The organism is Pseudomonas entomophila L48 (genome assembly GCF_000026105.1).
GTDB lineage: Bacteria > Pseudomonadota > Gammaproteobacteria > Pseudomonadales > Pseudomonadaceae > Aquipseudomonas > Aquipseudomonas entomophila.
Genome location: NC_008027.1, coordinates 231601 through 247068, shown reverse-complemented (window position 1 = coordinate 247068; position 15468 = coordinate 231601). Strand labels below are relative to the sequence as shown.

The 15468-nt window shown below is 64.7% G+C and carries 15 protein-coding genes; 9 read left to right on the top strand and 6 right to left on the bottom strand.

Annotated features, from left to right (window positions below; genetic code table 11):
* Window positions 1-13: 13 nt before the first annotated feature.
* Together PSEEN_RS01070 and PSEEN_RS01065 are read left to right on the top strand one after the other, a co-directional pair.
* Window positions 14-817 (top strand): CheR family methyltransferase, encoded by an 804-nt coding sequence (locus tag PSEEN_RS01070; RefSeq protein ID WP_011531664.1) that lies wholly within the window; start codon window positions 14-16, stop codon window positions 815-817.
* 118 nt (window positions 818-935) lie between these two features.
* Window positions 936-1589, top strand: a complete 654-nt coding sequence (locus tag PSEEN_RS01065; RefSeq protein ID WP_011531663.1) for a response regulator — start codon at window positions 936-938, stop codon at window positions 1587-1589.
* Here the strand turns inward: PSEEN_RS01065 and PSEEN_RS01060 are convergent.
* The 3 genes from PSEEN_RS01060 to hslO all read right to left on the bottom strand — a co-directional run bounded on the left by PSEEN_RS01060 (window position 1579) and on the right by hslO (window position 4862).
* Window positions 1579-2013: an acyl-CoA thioesterase gene (locus tag PSEEN_RS01060; RefSeq protein WP_011531662.1), complete on the bottom strand. Its 435-nt coding sequence runs from the start codon at window positions 2011-2013 to the stop codon at window positions 1579-1581. The genes PSEEN_RS01065 and PSEEN_RS01060 overlap by 11 nt on opposite strands.
* A gap of 225 nt (window positions 2014-2238) precedes the next feature.
* Window positions 2239-3780, bottom strand: a complete 1542-nt coding sequence (locus PSEEN_RS01055) for a phosphoenolpyruvate carboxykinase (RefSeq protein ID WP_011531661.1) — start codon at window positions 3778-3780, stop codon at window positions 2239-2241.
* A 179-nt stretch (window positions 3781-3959) separates the two neighbouring features.
* Window positions 3960-4862: an Hsp33 family molecular chaperone HslO gene (gene hslO, locus PSEEN_RS01050; protein WP_011531660.1), complete on the bottom strand. Its 903-nt coding sequence runs from the start codon at window positions 4860-4862 to the stop codon at window positions 3960-3962.
* 108 nt (window positions 4863-4970) lie between these two features.
* On the opposite strand from hslO, the gene PSEEN_RS01045 reads away from it, so the two are divergent.
* The gene (locus tag PSEEN_RS01045) at window positions 4971-5771 is read left to right on the top strand and encodes a phosphatase PAP2 family protein (protein WP_011531659.1); all 801 of its coding nucleotides are present in this window, start codon (window positions 4971-4973) and stop codon (window positions 5769-5771) included.
* A 68-nt stretch (window positions 5772-5839) separates the two neighbouring features.
* On the opposite strand, the gene PSEEN_RS01040 is transcribed toward PSEEN_RS01045, so the two are convergent.
* Window positions 5840-6241, bottom strand: a complete 402-nt coding sequence (locus tag PSEEN_RS01040; protein WP_011531658.1) for an RNA-binding S4 domain-containing protein — start codon at window positions 6239-6241, stop codon at window positions 5840-5842.
* A gap of 109 nt (window positions 6242-6350) precedes the next feature.
* On the opposite strand from PSEEN_RS01040, the gene rimB reads away from it, so the two are divergent.
* A complete protein-coding gene (rimB, locus tag PSEEN_RS01035) occupies window positions 6351-6833 on the top strand; it encodes a retropepsin-like aspartic endopeptidase RimB (RefSeq protein WP_011531657.1) in 483 nt (160 codons plus the stop codon).
* On the top strand, window positions 6830-7735 hold the full coding sequence (gene rimK / locus PSEEN_RS01030; RefSeq protein ID WP_011531656.1) for a 30S ribosomal protein S6--L-glutamate ligase: 906 nt from the start codon (window positions 6830-6832) through the stop codon (window positions 7733-7735). The genes rimB and rimK overlap by 4 nt, the downstream gene beginning before the upstream one ends.
* 135 nt (window positions 7736-7870) lie before the next feature.
* Here the strand turns inward: rimK and PSEEN_RS01025 are convergent, their stop codons facing one another.
* Together PSEEN_RS01025 and ompR are read right to left on the bottom strand one after the other, a co-directional pair.
* The gene (locus tag PSEEN_RS01025; protein WP_011531655.1) at window positions 7871-9184 is read right to left on the bottom strand and encodes an ATP-binding protein; all 1314 of its coding nucleotides are present in this window, start codon (window positions 9182-9184) and stop codon (window positions 7871-7873) included.
* Between the two features lie 94 nt (window positions 9185-9278).
* On the bottom strand, window positions 9279-10019 hold the full coding sequence (gene ompR, locus PSEEN_RS01020) for an osmolarity response regulator transcription factor OmpR (RefSeq protein ID WP_011531654.1): 741 nt from the start codon (window positions 10017-10019) through the stop codon (window positions 9279-9281).
* Between the two features lie 229 nt (window positions 10020-10248).
* On the opposite strand from ompR, the gene PSEEN_RS01015 reads away from it, so the two are divergent.
* The 4 genes from PSEEN_RS01015 (at window position 10249) to PSEEN_RS01000 (ending at window position 15406) form a co-directional block, all read left to right on the top strand.
* Complete coding sequence (locus tag PSEEN_RS01015) at window positions 10249-12576, top strand: Tex family protein (protein ID WP_011531653.1); 2328 nt, start codon at window positions 10249-10251, stop codon at window positions 12574-12576.
* Window positions 12576-12959, top strand: coding sequence for a PaaI family thioesterase (locus tag PSEEN_RS01010; protein ID WP_011531652.1), 384 nt, complete (start codon window positions 12576-12578; stop codon window positions 12957-12959). The genes PSEEN_RS01015 and PSEEN_RS01010 overlap by 1 nt, the downstream gene beginning before the upstream one ends.
* 237 nt (window positions 12960-13196) lie before the next feature.
* The gene (gene gshA / locus PSEEN_RS01005; protein ID WP_162042903.1) at window positions 13197-14774 is read left to right on the top strand and encodes a glutamate--cysteine ligase; all 1578 of its coding nucleotides are present in this window, start codon (window positions 13197-13199) and stop codon (window positions 14772-14774) included.
* A complete protein-coding gene (locus PSEEN_RS01000) occupies window positions 14774-15406 on the top strand; it encodes a TetR/AcrR family transcriptional regulator (protein WP_011531650.1) in 633 nt (210 codons plus the stop codon). The genes gshA and PSEEN_RS01000 overlap by 1 nt, the downstream gene beginning before the upstream one ends.
* Window positions 15407-15468 lie beyond the last annotated feature (62 nt).

Sequence of the window (15468 nt, the reverse complement as noted above, 5' to 3'; positions counted from 1 at the left end):
GGGAGCCTGAAAGATGCCGCGCCCGCCTCTGCTCAGCGAAGTTAACTTTGCGCGCATTCGCCAGCGGGTCGAACAAGCCACTGGCGTGTACCTGGCCGATGATCGCCGAGCAGTGGTCGCGGCGCGCCTTCACAAGCGCCTGAAAACCCTGCGTCTGGGCGATTTCGATCACTATCTCGCGCTGCTCGACCGGCAACAGGACACACAAGAGCACGACCACCTGCTGCGGCTGCTGGTAGCGCGCGACAGCTACTTCTTCCGTGAGCATCGCCATTTCGAATGGCTCGCTCGCTGGCTGCCCGGTCTTGGCCACCCTGCACGCCTCTGGAGCGCCGCCTGCGCCACCGGCGAGGAAGCCTGGAGCCTGGCGATGGTTGCCGCCGAACACACCCGGCTACCTGGTTGGCAAGTGATAGCCAGCGACTTCGATACCCACCGCCTGGAGCAAGCCCGTGCAGGTATCTACGATATCGTCCAGGCTCGCTACTTTCCCGAAGGCTGGCTGGCCCGCCACTGCCTGTGCGGCGTCGGCGAGATGGCCGGGCGCCTGCGCGTCGCGCCCGCCTTGTGCGAACAGGTGCGCTTCGAAGCGATCAACCTGATCCAGCCACTGCCCGAGCACCTGGGCCGCTTCGACGTCATCCTCCTGCGCAACCTGCTGTCGAGCCTGGCCCCACGCTTCAGAGGTGGCATGCTCCAGCAGCTGGTGGAGCACCTGCGCCCTGGCGGCCTGCTGATGATCGGCCACAGCGAAAGCATCCACGACCTGGACCTGCCCCTGCGCCCACTACTGCCATCGGTATTCGAGCGCCTATGATGAGAGGCACTGCCGCGCCCATCGGCAGACAAGGACTGATCGCGCTACCGCGCGGCAGTGCGCTTTCGGATCGAGCAGGCCTGCCGCCCCCCTTCCCTTGCGAAACAGGCCCTTATCCATGCCTTGCCGAATCCTGCTTGCCGACGACTCGCCCCTCTTCCGCGCCGGCCTGCGCGCCCTGCTGGAGCAGAAGAAAGACTTCGCCGTGGTGGGCGACACCGGCGATGCCATGGCCGCCGTGAGCCTGGCGGAAAAGCTCAAGCCAGACATCGTGGTACTCGACATGAGCGGCGAGCTGGACAGCCAGCAGGCCCTGCAGGAGCTGTTCATCCGCGCCCCGGCCAGCCGTGTACTGATGTTCTCGGCGCGCTCGCAGCTGGAGCATGTGCTCAATTGCCTGCAGCTCGGCGCCCATGGTTTCCTGCTCAAGAACGCCACGGTGGCGGAGCTGGAGCAGGCCTTGCTGACGCTGCGCAGCGGCGGTCAGTTTCTTTCATCGGCGGTGCTGCCGATGGTCATCGGCCAAGCCCTCAGGCACAGCCGAAAGCGCACCTCGGCGCCACCACAGGCGCCCCTGACCAAGCGCCAGCTGGAGATCCTGCGCCTGATCGCCCGCGGTGAAACCACCCGTTCCATCGCCGATGGCCTGGGCCTGAGCGTCAAGACCGTCGAAGCGCACCGCTCGCAGATCATGCACCGCCTGCAGATCCACGACGTGCCCGGGCTGGTACTGTTCGCCGTGCGCGAGGGGATCATCCGCGTCAACGATTGAGCGACAGCCCCGCGAGGATCAGTTGCAGCGTCTCCGGCAACACCGCCGGCCGCCCGGACGCACGCTCGACGAACACCTGCACCAGCGAGCCGGCCGCGCAGGCCTCGACCTCACCCGGGCGGAACAGTGCCAGGCGGAACTCCACCGTGCTGCCGGCCAGGCGAGTCACGCCCAGGCCCACCTCGAGCACATCCGGAAAGCCTGGGAGCGCAAAGAAGTCCGCACTCGAACTCACCACGAAGCCGGCCAGTTCACCGTCACGCAGGTCCAGCTCGGCCTGCTCGACGAGAAAGGCCTGGATGGCGGTTTCGAAGAAAGCATGCACGGTGGAGCCGGCGAGGTGGCCGTTGTGGTCGTTGTCCTGTGGGCGAGTGAGGATGGGGTGGAAATGAGAGAAGGCGGAACGCTGAGGGGATTCAGTCATGGGAGCACCCTGGGCTGTCTTTGGCGTGTGGGTGAAGCATCCCACACAGTGCCAAGAACGCCTACATCCTCGTAGGAGCCGGCCTTGCCGGCGAACACCGGCATGGCCGGTGCCATGCACCGCAGCGCTTGGTTCGCCAGCAAGGCTGGCTCCTACAGGGACGCGGTGATCCTTCAAAACGAAAAAGCCGCCCCGGGGGGCGGCTCTTTCATGCGGATCGCAAACTTACAGCTGGGGACCCGCGGCCTTGATGGCGTCGGACACGTCGAACTTCTTGAAGTTCTCGATGAACAGGCCAGCCAGGCCCTTGGCAGCGGTGTCGTAGGCGGCCTTGTCAGCCCAGGTGTTGCGTGGGTTGAGCAGCTCGGTCTCGACGCTTGGAACAGCCTTCGGTACGTCCAGGTTGATGATGTCCAGGTGCTCGGTCTCGGCACCGATCAGCGCGCCGCTTTGAATGGCAGCGATCACGCCACGGGTGGTCGGGATGCTGAAGCGCTTGCCAACGCCGTAGCCACCGCCGGTCCAGCCGGTGTTGACCAGGTAGACCTTGGAATCGAAGCCCTTGATGCGCTTGATCAGCAGCTCGGCGTACTCACCGGCCGGACGCGGGAAGAACGGCGCGCCGAAGCAGGTGGAGAAGGTCGACTTGATGCCGCCGCCCGAACCCATCTCGGTGGAACCGACCAGCGCGGTGTAGCCGGACAGGAAGTGGTAGGCCGCCTGCTCGTTGTTCAGGATCGACACTGGCGGCAGCACGCCGGTCAGGTCGCAGGTCAGGAAGATGACCGCGTTCGGCTCGCCACCCAGGTTCTTCTCGGAACGCTTGGCAACGTGCTCCAGCGGGTAGGCGGCGCGGCTGTTCTGGGTCAGGCTGACATCGGCGTAATCGGCGTGCTGGTTGCCGTCGAGGACGACGTTCTCCAGTACCGCGCCGTGCTTGATGGCTTTCCAGATGACCGGCTCGTTCTTCTCGGACAGGTCGATGCACTTGGCGTAGCAGCCGCCTTCGATGTTGAAGACAACGCCTTCGCCCCAGCCGTGCTCGTCGTCACCGATCAGGTAACGGCTTTCGTCGGCCGACAGGGTGGTCTTGCCGGTGCCGGACAGGCCGAAGAACAGGGTCACGTCGCCCGCTTCGCCGATGTTGGCGGCGCAGTGCATCGGCAGCACGTCAGCGGCCGGCAGCAGGAAGTTCTGCACCGAGAACATGGCTTTCTTCATTTCGCCGGCATAGCGCATGCCGGCGATCAGCACCTTCTTCTGGGCGAAGTTGATGATCACGCAGCCGTCGGAGTTGGTGCCGTCACGCTCAGGCACGCACTCGAAGTTGGCGACGTTGAGCACTTGCCACTCATCACGGCCGGCCGGGTTGTACTGGGCCGGGTTGATGAACAGGCAACGGCCGAACAGGTTCTGCCAGGCGGTCTGGGTGGTCATCTTGACCGGCAGGTAGTGTTCTTCGGCCGCACCTACGTGAACGTAGGAGACGAAGTGGTCCTGGGCGTTGTTGAACGCCTCGACGCGGTCCCACAGGGCATCGAACTTGTCGGCTGGGAACTTGCGGTTGATCGGGCCCCAGGCGATGGCGGCAGAGGTGCTCGGTTCGTCAACGATGAAACGGTCAGCCGGCGAACGGCCAGTACGGTGGCCTGTCTCGACGACCAGTGCGCCCGTATCGGCCAGCACACCTTCACCGCGTTGCAGCGCTTCTTTTACCAGGTCATCGACGCTCAGGTCGGTGTACACGGTGTTGTTGGCTTGCGTCATGAGATACCCCATCCGGCCCGAGGCCGAGTGCTCCAAACGTTTTGTAGTGGCCTGTTTCAAACTACTACAGCGAAAAAAGTGGCCGGATTATGCCAGAAACGCCCAAAAAAAGTAGGCCCCTCCTGTCAGAACTGCGCTTTTGCGCGGTTCGACAGGAGAATGTCCTGTAGTGAAGCGTTTCAGTGCTGAGTTTCTGACGGTACGTCAGTACCACCACCAGCGAACAATTGCGCAACATCGCTTGCATCGAAGAGATAGCGCTCGTTGCAGAACTGGCAATCGATCTCGACCGTGCCGCCGCATTCCTCGACCAGCGCCTTGGCATCCTGCTCGCCGAGGCTGACCAGGGCATTGCTGGAGCGCTCGCGCGAGCAGCTGCAACGGAAGCGTAGCGGCTGGATGTCGAACAGACGAACTGCGTCCTCGTGGTACAGGCGGTGCAGCACGGTTTCGTTGTCCAGGCCAAGCAGTTCCTCGGCCTTGACGGTGTTGGCAAGCGCCTTGACGTGGGCCCAGCTCTCCTCGCGCTCTTCGATATCCTTGTGGATTTCGGCCGGCAGTTGCTGCACCAGAAGGCCACGGGCGCGCACGCCATCAGCGGTCAGGGAGATGCTGGTGTGCACCTGCTGGGACATGACGAAGTAGTTGGTGAAGCACTCCGACAGGTCCTGGCCGTCCAGCTCGACGGTGCCTTGGTAACGCTGGCCGTTGACCGGAATGATGGTCAGCACCAGGTGACCGCCTGGCATCAGGTCGGCAAGGCGTGCGTCATCCTTGATCTGCTCGGCCTCGAAGCGCGCCAGGCCGCGGATGTCATGCTCGCTGGTGTACTCGATGGCCAGCAGCGGCACAGGGCCCTGGGACTGCGCCTGGAGGACCAGCAACCCATCGAACTTGAGGGTACCGACCAGCAGCGCGGCGGCGGCCATCAGTTCGCCCAGCAGGTGTTGGACCGGGCGCGGGTAAGCGTGCTTGGCCAGCACTTCGGCGTAGCTGCGTTCCAGCGCGACCATCTCGCCGCGCACATCGCGGTCGTCGAACAGGAAGCGTTGGGTGAAATCGGTATCTGGCAAGTCGCTCATGGTTGTCTGGCTTTCTGAAAATGATTACAAAATAATTACAGGAGACTGAAAGGTCTGTCGTAGAGCGCCCGCAGGGTGCTCATTTGCCGCTGGAGATCGAGGTATTTTATGGATAATCGACCACTGTTCCAAGCAAGGTGGTCCTGGGGCCCCCTGGCAGCCTGCACGCTGCTGCCCATTGCCCTACTGTGTTTCTGGTTGTGGCCCGTTGGCCAGATCCTTTGCCTGACTTTCGACGAGTGGCTGTTCCACGGCCTCAATGCCCCGCTGGCCGACAACGTGGTCTGGCGCTCCATCTGGGCGGTCGGCAGCCTGCGGCCGTTCGACATCCTGGTCGGGTTGATCATGCTGTCGCTGCTGGTACGCGGCGATTGGGTGTTCAAGGCGGTCCAGGTACGCCAGGCGTTTTTCGCCTTCCTGGTGACCCTGCTCCTCTTAGTGGTGATTCGCGCGCTGTTTTCCAAGTGGGTCAGTGCAATGGGCTGGCAACACAATAGCCCATCGATGGTGTTCGACAACGCCGTGCACCTGAGCGACTACTACCCGAACCTGGAGAAAAAGTGGGAACTCAAGGACCGTTCCAGCCAGAGTTTCCCGGGTGACCACGCCTCGGTGCTGCTGATCTGGGCGCTGTTCATGAGCCTGTTCAGCCGGCGCCTGGTGCAGCACCTGGCGATCTGGTCGCTGGCCTGCCTGTTCATGCTGCCGCGCCTGGTGGCAGGCGCGCACTGGGGGCAGGACGACTACATCGGCGGGTTGCTGATGGCCGTGCTGGCCCTGGGCTGGAGCTGCCACACGCCGCTGGCGGCCAAGGCCAGCGCGGCATTGGTGCGCTGGACGGCGCCGTTGTTTGATCTGCTCGGTAGATTGCCATTGGTCGGGCGGATGAGCGTGATCCGCGCCGCCTGATCGAATGTTCGCCGGCAAGCCGGCTCCTATAGACCTTGTAGGAGCCGGCTTGCCGGCGAACAGGCCGCCTACTCGAAACTGCCATGCAGCTGGTGAATCTGCCGCCGCTGCTTCTTGGTCGGCCGCCCGTCGGTGGTCACTCCCATCGCCCCCGCCTTGCGCATTTCGGCCGCCTGCTCGCGCCGCTTCACGCTCTCGGGCGTTTCCTCATACAGTGTCTGGGCCTCCGGCGCCCCACGCCGCACCACCGACAGTGCCTTGACCACCACGGTGCGCTCGTCGAAGCCTGTACGCAGCACGAACTCGTCGCCCACCCGCGGCTCCTTGCCCGGCTTGCAACGTTCGCCCCGGCAGTGCACCTTGCCGCTCTCGATGGCCGCCTTGGCCAGGGCGCGGGTCTTGTAGAAGCGCGCCGCCCACAACCACTTGTCCAGGCGCACCTTGTCGTCGTCTTCAGGCTTTTGTGCCATGGTTTTTCCTCGAATTCTGTCTTTCACGGAACTGTACTACCGTGACTGACGGATGCAAAAAATCCGTGCCGTCATTACAGTTCACCACCTCATCCGCAGGGCACGCTTCGTGAAGACATTTGACCACCTGACTGTGATCGGCCTGCGCGAGTGGGTCGCCCTGCCCGACCTCGGTGTCGCCGGCCTGCGCGCCAAGATCGACACTGGCGCCAGCACTTCCAGCCTGCATGCCACCGACGTCGAGCCCTTCGAACGCGACGGCCAGCCGTGGGTGCGCTTCACCGCGCACCTGGGCTCGGTGGTGCAACTGCGCCATCGCCGCTGCGAGGCGCCGCTGGTGACCATGAAGACCATCAAGAGCTCCAACGGCCACGCCCAGACCCGCTACGTGATCCGCACCAGCCTGGCGCTGGGTGATCGCGTCTGGGAGGTCGAGTTCACCCTGGCCTGCCGCAAGAACATGCGCTACCGGTTGTTGCTTGGTTCCAAGGCGCTCATCCACGGCCAGCTGGTGGTCAACCCCGGCCTCAAGTACGTCCAGGACAAACCGGCCTTCCCGGCCACCCTTTCCCCTGTCACAGGTGCTGCATGAAGATCGCTGTGCTCTCGCGCAATCCGCGTCTGTATTCCACCCGCCGCCTGGTCGAGGCCGGTACCCAGCGGGGCCATGAAGTGGTGGTGATCGACACGCTCCGGGCCTATATGAACATTGCCAGCCACAAGCCGCAGATCCACTACCGCGGCAAGCCGCTTGAAGGTTTCGACGCGGTGATCCCGCGCATCGGTGCCTCGGTCACCTTCTACGGCTGTGCGGTGCTGCGCCAGTTCGAGATGATGGGGGTCTACCCGCTCAATGAATCGGTAGCCATCGCCCGCTCGCGGGACAAGCTGCGCTCGCTGCAACTGCTGTCGCGTCGCGGCATCGGCCTGCCCATCACCGGTTTCGCCCACTCCCCGGACGATATCCCCGACCTGATCCAGATGGTCAACGGCGCACCCCTGGTGATCAAAGTGCTCGAAGGTACCCAAGGCATCGGCGTGGTGCTGTGCGAGACCACCAAGGCCGCCGAGTCGGTGATCGAGGCGTTTATGGGCCTGAAGCAGAACATCATGGTTCAGGAGTACATCAAGGAGGCCGGCGGTGCTGATATCCGCTGCTTCGTGGTGGGCGACAAGGTGATCGCCTCGATGAAGCGCCAGGCCAAGCCTGGCGAGTTCCGCTCCAACCTGCATCGCGGGGGCGTGGCCAGCCTGATCAAGATCACCCCGGAGGAGCGCATGACCGCCATTCGCGCAGCCAAGGTGATGGGCTTGAGCGTGGCGGGGGTGGATATCCTGCGTTCGAACCATGGACCGCTGGTGATGGAAGTGAACTCGTCACCAGGGCTTGAGGGGATCGAAGTGACTACCGGCAAGGATGTGGCCGGGATGATCATCGAGCACCTGGAGAAGAACAGCGGGCCGAATCAGACGCGGACCAAGGGCAAAGGATAAGCATACGCTACACCCTGTAGGAGCCGGCTTGCCGGCGAAGGGGCCAGCAGCGGCAGCGCAAGGCAACTGTCCAATGCTGCCGGTGCGGGCCTCTTCGCCAGCAAAGCTGGCTCCTACAAAGGGCTGGGCTTGTCTTTAGACGGCATTGCGCGGCAGCAACAGCCCCAACGGCAACCTCACCCGTGCCTCGATTCCGCCACCGGAGCGGTTGCGCAACTCCACATTGCCGCCATGCTGCGCGGCGATCCGCTTGACGATCGCCAACCCCAGCCCGGTGCCCTTGCCGCCCCGCGCCCGGTCACCGCGAATGAACGGGTTGAAGATGGTCTCCAGCTCCGACTCGTCGATTCCCGCGCCACGGTCCAGCACGCTGAGCACCACATAGGGCGCGCTCTGGTCGCCCGACACGTAGGCGGCCACCTCGACGCCTTTGCCGGCATGGTGCAGGGCATTGCCGATCAGGTTGCCAAGCATGCGCTTGAGCGACACCCGCCGCAGCGGGAAGGGCGGAATCGGCTCCAGGCACAGGCGCACCTGTTCCTTGTGCTGGTTATACGGCGCCACCACTTCGTAGATCAGGTCGTTCAAATCGACCTCTTCCACCGGCTCGTCACGCCCATCACGAATGAACGCCAGGAACTGGTCGAGGATCGCGTCCATGTCCTCGATGTCGCGGACCATGTCATCGCTGAGGTCGCTTTCATTACCCATCAGCGACAGCGACAAGCGCAGCCTTGTAAGCGGTGTGCGCAAGTCGTGGGACACCCCGGCGAGCATCAGCTCACGTTCGCGCCCGGCCTGCTCGACGTCCTCGGCCATCTGGTTGAAGGCGCGGTACACCTCGGTCATCTCGCTGGGGGTATCGCTGATGGGTAGGCGCACACTGCGCCCCTGGCCCAGCTGGCGGGCGGCGAACACCAGGCGCTTGAGCGGCTGGTTGAGCTGGCGCACGAAGATCCACGCCGACGCGGTGGACAACAGGCCGATGGCCAGGAACCAACCGAGCACGTTCCAGATCTTCTGCCCACGCAGCGGGTGCGGGTACAGCGGTACCTTGAGCCAGCCCGGGCCCAGGCTCGGTGCATTGACCCACAACGCGGGCGGCGCGTGGATGCGCAGCCGCACCTCGGTGTCATCACCCAGTTCGGCCTGCATCTGGCGTTGGTAGATCTCACTGTAAGGCCAGTGCTGCTCGCCCTCCGGCACACCGGAGCCGGTGACCCGGATCAGGCCAGCGGCCTCGGCGATCTTGTCGCGGTTCTCTTCGTCCGCCGCCCAATAGGCGCGCAACGTCAGTGCCACGCCGTGGCTGTACTGGCGATCGACCAGCACGTCCTCGTTCATCAGCAGGTAGACGAGTGTCAATGCCTTGGAGAACAGCACGACGATCAGTACCAGCCACAAGGTGCGGGCGAAGAAGCTTTGCGGGAACCAGAGAGGGGTTTTCATCGATCAACTACTGTGCTGAAAAGGCCGGACGCCATAGACGAAAACAGGGCGACTCGCATGAGTCGCCCTGTTGCACCCGGACGAGCCGGCAGGCTCATTTTCCGGCGTTTCCATCCGGCACGAAGACATAACCCACACCCCACACGGTCTGGATGTAGCGGGGCTTGGACGGGTCGGGCTCGATCATGCGGCGCAGGCGCGAGATCTGCACGTCGATGGAGCGCTCCAGGGCGTCCCACTCACGGCCGCGGGCCAGGTTCATCAGCTTGTCGCGGGTCAGCGGCTCGCGGGCGTGCATCACCAGGGCCTTGAGCACGGCGAACTCGCCAGTGGTGAGCATGTGCGTCTCTTCGCCGCGCTTGAGTTCGCGGGTGGCCAGCGACAGCTCGTAGTCGCCGAAGGTGACGGTCTCTTCCTCGCTGCCAGGGGCACCCGGCACGCTCGGGGCCTGGCGACGCAGCACGGCCTTGACCCGGGCCACCAGTTCGTCGGGGTTGAACGGTTTGGCCAGATAGTCGTCGGCGCCCAGTTCGAGGCCCTTGATACGGCTGAGTTCATCGCCCTTGGCGGTGAGCATGATGATCGGGATCTGGTTGTTCGACGCGCGCAGGCGCTTGCAGGCGGACAGGCCGTCCTCGCCCGGCAGCATCAGGTCGAGCACCACCAGGTTGAACACTTCACGGGCCAGCAGGCGGTCCATCTGTTCGACGTTCGGTACGGTGCGGACACGGAAGCCCTTGCTGGTGAAGAAGCGGTCCAGCAGGCTGCTCAGGCCCGGGTCGTCGTCGACGATGAGAATCTTGTCGCCTTCTACGGCGTTTGCGGTGCTGGTCATGAATGTCTCCTCTGATATCGCCGCGCATTATGGCGTAGCCATTGCAGCGCGTGCCGTGTGCATTGTTAGCAGATTTTTCCCGGCATGCCACTGTCGCCCCATCGTCGGCTGGCGCGGCGCCATCACCGCAAGCCCGACGCGATGGGTATAATGCGCGCCTTTCACCCAGCGCCGCCGGGCCTGAACGCCCACCCGCGGCCTTGCATTCACTATTTGTCAGGTGGTTTTCATGGACAGCATCAACAGCCGTATCGCCGAGGAACTGGGCGTACGCCCGCAACAGGTCGAAGCGGCCGTGGGCCTGTTGGACGAAGGCTCGACCGTGCCCTTCATCGCCCGTTACCGCAAGGAAGTGACCGGCAGCCTGGACGACACCCAACTGCGCCACCTGGAAGAGCGCCTGCGCTACCTGCGCGAACTCGACGAGCGCCGCGCCAGCATCCTGGCCAGCATCGAGGAGCAAGGCAAGCTGACCCCGGAGCTGGCCCGCGAGATCAAGCTGGCCGACACCAAGACCCGCCTCGAAGACCTCTACCTGCCGTACAAGCAGAAACGCCGCACCAAGGGCCAGATCGCCCTGGAAGCCGGCCTGGGCGAGTTGGCCGACGGCCTGTTCAACGACCCGCAGTTGAACCCGGAAAGCGAAGCCGCACGCTTCGTCGATACGGCCAAGGGCGTGGCCGACGTCAAGGCCGCCCTGGAAGGCGCCAAGTACATCCTCATGGAGCGCTTCGCCGAAGACGCCGCCCTGCTCGACAAGCTGCGCAACTTCCTCAAGCAGGAAGCGGTGCTGACTGCCCGCGTAGTAGCTGGCAAGGAAGAGGAAGGCGCCAAGTTCCGTGATTACTTCGCCCATGACGAACTGCTGCGCACCGCGCCGTCGCACCGTGCCCTGGCGATCTTCCGCGGGCGCAACGAAGGCGTGCTGAGCGCCTCGCTGAAAGTCGGCGAAGAGCTGCCGGGCACCCTGCACCCGTGCGAGCTGATGATCGGCAACCATGTCGGCATCGAGAACCGCAACCGCCCGGCCGACAAGTGGCTGGGCGAGGTGGTGCGCTGGACCTGGAAGGTCAAGCTGTACACCCACTTGGAAACCGACCTGTTCGGCGAGTTGCGCGACAATGCCGAAGGCGAGGCGATCAACGTCTTCGCCCACAACCTGCACGACCTGCTGCTGGCCGCTCCTGCCGGCCCGCGCGCAACGCTGGGCTTCGACCCGGGCCTGCGCACCGGCTGCAAGATTGCCGTGGTCGATGCCACCGGCAAGCTGCTGGACCACACTACGGTCTACCCGCACGCGCCGAAGAACGACTGGGACCGCACGATCTCGATCATGGCCGCGCTGTGCGCCAAGCACTCGGTCGAACTGATCGCCATCGGCAACGGCACCGCCAGCCGCGAGAGCGACAAGCTGGTGGCCGAGCTGGTCAAGAAATATCCAGCGCTGAAGATCACCAAGATCATGGTCTCCGAGGCCGGCGCCTCGGTGTATTCGGCCTCGGAACTGGCCGCCCGCGAGTTCCCCGACCTGGACGTGTCGATCCGTGGCGCGGTGTCCATCGCCCGCCGCCTGCAGGACCCACTGGCGGAGCTGGTGAAGATCGACCCGAAATCCATTGGTGTCGGCCAGTACCAGCACGACGTGTCGCAGGTGAAGCTGGCCCGTGGTCTGGACGCCGTGGTCGAGGACTGCGTGAACGCCGTCGGCGTGGACGTCAACACCGCCTCGGTGGCGCTGCTGACCCGCATCTCCGGCCTCAACGCCACCCTGGCGCAGAACATCGTCGCCCACCGCGACGCCAACGGCCCGTTCGCCACCCGCGCCGCCCTCAAGAAGGTCAGCCGCCTCGGCGAGAAGACCTTCGAACAGGCCGCCGGCTTCCTGCGCGTGATGAACGGTGACAACCCGCTGGACGCCTCGGCGGTGCACCCGGAAGCCTACCCGCTGGTGCAACGCATCGCCGCCGACACCGACCGCGACATCCGTTCGCTGATCGGCGACAGCGGTTTCCTCAAGCGCCTGGACCCGAAGAAGTTCACCGACGAAAGCTTCGGCCTGCCGACCGTCACCGACATTCTCCAGGAACTGGACAAGCCCGGCCGCGACCCGCGCCCCGAGTTCAAGACCGCCACCTTCCAGGACGGCGTCGAGGACCTCAAGGACCTGGAGCCGGGCATGATCCTCGAAGGCGTGGTGACCAACGTCACCAACTTCGGCGCCTTCGTCGACATCGGCGTGCACCAGGATGGCCTTGTGCATATCTCGGCGTTGTCGGAGAAGTTCGTCAAAGATCCCCGTGAAGCGGTCAAGGCCGGCGACGTGGTCAAGGTCAAGGTCATGGAAGTGGACATCCCGCGCAAGCGCGTCGGCCTGTCCATGCGCATGAGCGACACCCCGGGCGAGAAGGTCGAAGGCAACCGCGGCGGTAATCGCGGTGGCAATGGCGGCAACCGCCAGCAGCAGGCCCCGCGCCCACGCGAGACCACCGCTGCGGCACCGGCCAACAACGCCATGGCGGCACTGTTCGCCAACGCCAAGCAACTGAAGAAGAAGTGATGGACGTCGCGCCGGAGTACCTCGAAAGCGCCTTCAGCCAGCTTCTGGGCTGCCGCCTGCAACGCCTGGACACGGGCGTGGCCGAGGTGGCCCTGGCGCTGGCGCCGCACCTGCGCAACCGCGGGCAGAAGCTGCACGGCGGGGCGATCTTCAGCCTGGTGGACATCGCCATGGGACTGGCCTGCTCGGCCAGCCATGGCTTCGACCAGCAGAGCGTGACCATCGAGTGCAAGATCAACTACATGCGCGCCGTCAGCGAGGGTGAGGTGCTGTGCACCGCCCGCGTGCTGCATGCCGGACGGCGCACGCTGGTGGTCGACGCCGACGTGCTTCAGGGCGACAAACTGGTGGCCAAGGCGCAGGGAACCTTCGCGGTTCTCTAGCTGACGCAGCCCCATCTGCGGTATTTTCGGCAACATATGCACCCTTTCGCCGGCAAGGCCGGCTCCTACACCGTCCAGGTAGGAGCCGGCCTTGCCGGCGAAAGGGTGCAGAACCGACGCTGAGCCTAGCTGGAACCGCGTAAACCAGGCGACAACGCCAGTTCCTTTCCCCACTACCCTTGTAGACCGTCACCTCTACCCCCATATTGGGGCGACTGACGCGTGAAGGAATCCATCTTGAGCGACCTCCTCAACCGCCGCCTGAGCCTGCTCGGCGCGAATCTCGACCTGCTCAAGCAGTGCCTGCACGGCATTGAGCGCGAATGCCTGCGCGTGACCGACGACGGTCGCCTGGCCCAGACCCCGCACCCAGAAGCCCTGGGTTCGGCGCTGACCAACGAGCAGATCACCACCGACTACTCCGAGTCGCTGCTGGAGTTCATCACCCCGGCCCTGGCTGACCCTGCCAAGGTGCTCGACAGCCTCGAGGAGATCCACCGGTTCGTCTACACCAAGCTCGGTGGCGAATACCTGTGGAGCCCGTCGATGCCCTGCGCGCTGCCGGCCGAGGAAGACATCCCGATCGCCGAATACGGCAGCTCGAACATCGGCAAGCTCAAGCACGTGTACCGCAAGGGCCTGGCCCTGCGTTACGGCCGCACCATGCAGTGCATCGCCGGCATCCACTACAATTTCTCCCTGCCCGAGGCGCTGTGGCCGTTGCTGCGCGACGCCGAAGGCGGTGAGCAGAACGACCGCGACTACCAGTCCTCGGCCTACATCGCGCTGATCCGCAACTTCCGCCGCTACAGCTGGCTGCTGATGTACCTGTTCGGCGCCTCGCCGACCCTGGACAAAGGCTTCCTGCGTGGCCGCCCGCACCAGCTCGAAGAGCTGGATGAACAGACGCTCTACCTGCCCTACGCCACCAGCCTGCGCATGAGCGACCTAGGCTACCAGAGCAACGCCCAGGCCGGCCTCACGCCCTGCTACAACAACCTGGCCAGCTACACCGACAGCCTGCGCAAGGCGGTGGGCACGCCCTACCCGCCCTACGTCGAGGTCGGCACGCACAAGGATGGCGAGTGGGTGCAGCTGAACACCAACATCCTGCAGATCGAGAATGAGTACTACTCGAACATCCGACCCAAGCGTGTCACCTACACCGGCGAGCGGCCGATCCAGGCCCTGATGTCCCGTGGCGTGCAATACGTGGAAGTGCGCTGCCTGGATATCAACCCGTTCCTGCCGGTGGGCATCGACCTGCCCGAGGCGCGCTTCCTCGACGCCTTCCTGCTGTTCTGCGCGCTGGAAGAGAGCCCGCAGCTGGACAACGGCGAATGCGGCCAGTGCACCGACAACTTCCTCACCGTGGTCAAGGAAGGCCGTCGCCCTGGCCTGGAACTGCGCCGTGACGGCCAGCCAGTCGCCCTGAAGGCCTGGGCCACCGAGTTGATCGAACGCATCGGCCAGCTGGCCGGGCTGCTCGACCGCGCCCACGGCGGCAACGCCCACGCCAAGGCCCTGGAAACGCAGCAGGCCAAGGTCGACGACCCTGAACTGACACCGTCGGCCCAGGTGCTGGCGCGCATGACCGAACATGACGAGACCTTCGTCCAGTTCTCCCTGCGCCAGAGCCGCCTGCACGCCGAAGCCTTCCGTGAGCAGCCGCTGCCCGCCGAACGCCAGCAGGCCTACGAGACCCTCGCCCGCGAATCCCTGGCCGAGCAGTCGCGCCTGGAACAGCAGGAAGTCGGCGACTTCGACCTGTTCGTCGGCGCCTACCAGGCCAGCATCCTGGCGATCAGCAACTGATGAACCGCACCGCCACCCCGCGCAAGCCACGCGCCAGCAGCCAGGCCAGGATCGAGGCGATCCTGGCCGCGGCCCGCGAGCTGCTGGCCGGCCAGGGCGTGGCGGCGCTGTCGATCTACAGCGTTGCGCAGCGGGCGCAGATTCCACCGTCGTCGGTGTACCACTTCTTCGCCAGCGTCCCGGCCCTGCTCGAGGCCCTGACCGCTGATGTGCACCGGGCCTTTCGCGAGGCCTTGAGTGCGCCGATAGACAGCGCCGCGTTCAGCACCTGGCACGGTCTGTCACGGCTGATCGAGCAACGCATGCTCGACATCTACAACGAGGACACTGCGGCGCGCCAGTTGATCCTGGCCCAGCATGGGCTGAGTGAAGTGGTGCAGGCCGACCGCCAGCACGACCTGGAGCTGGGCGAGCTGATGCACCGGCTGTTCGACCGGCATTTCCAGCTACCGGCGATGCCGAGGGACGTGGATGTATTCGCCTTGGCGATGGAACTGAGCGACCGGGTGTACGCCCGCTCGATGCAGTTGCATGAGCAGATCACCCCGCGCATGGCGGAGGAAGGGATGCGGGTGTTCGAGGCTTACCTGGGGCTGTACCTGCCGCCTTACCTGGCCAAAAAGATCCTGTAGGAGCGGCTTTAGCCGCGATGCAGGCGACACGATGCCTGGCACCCGCCTTGCGGGTGATCGCG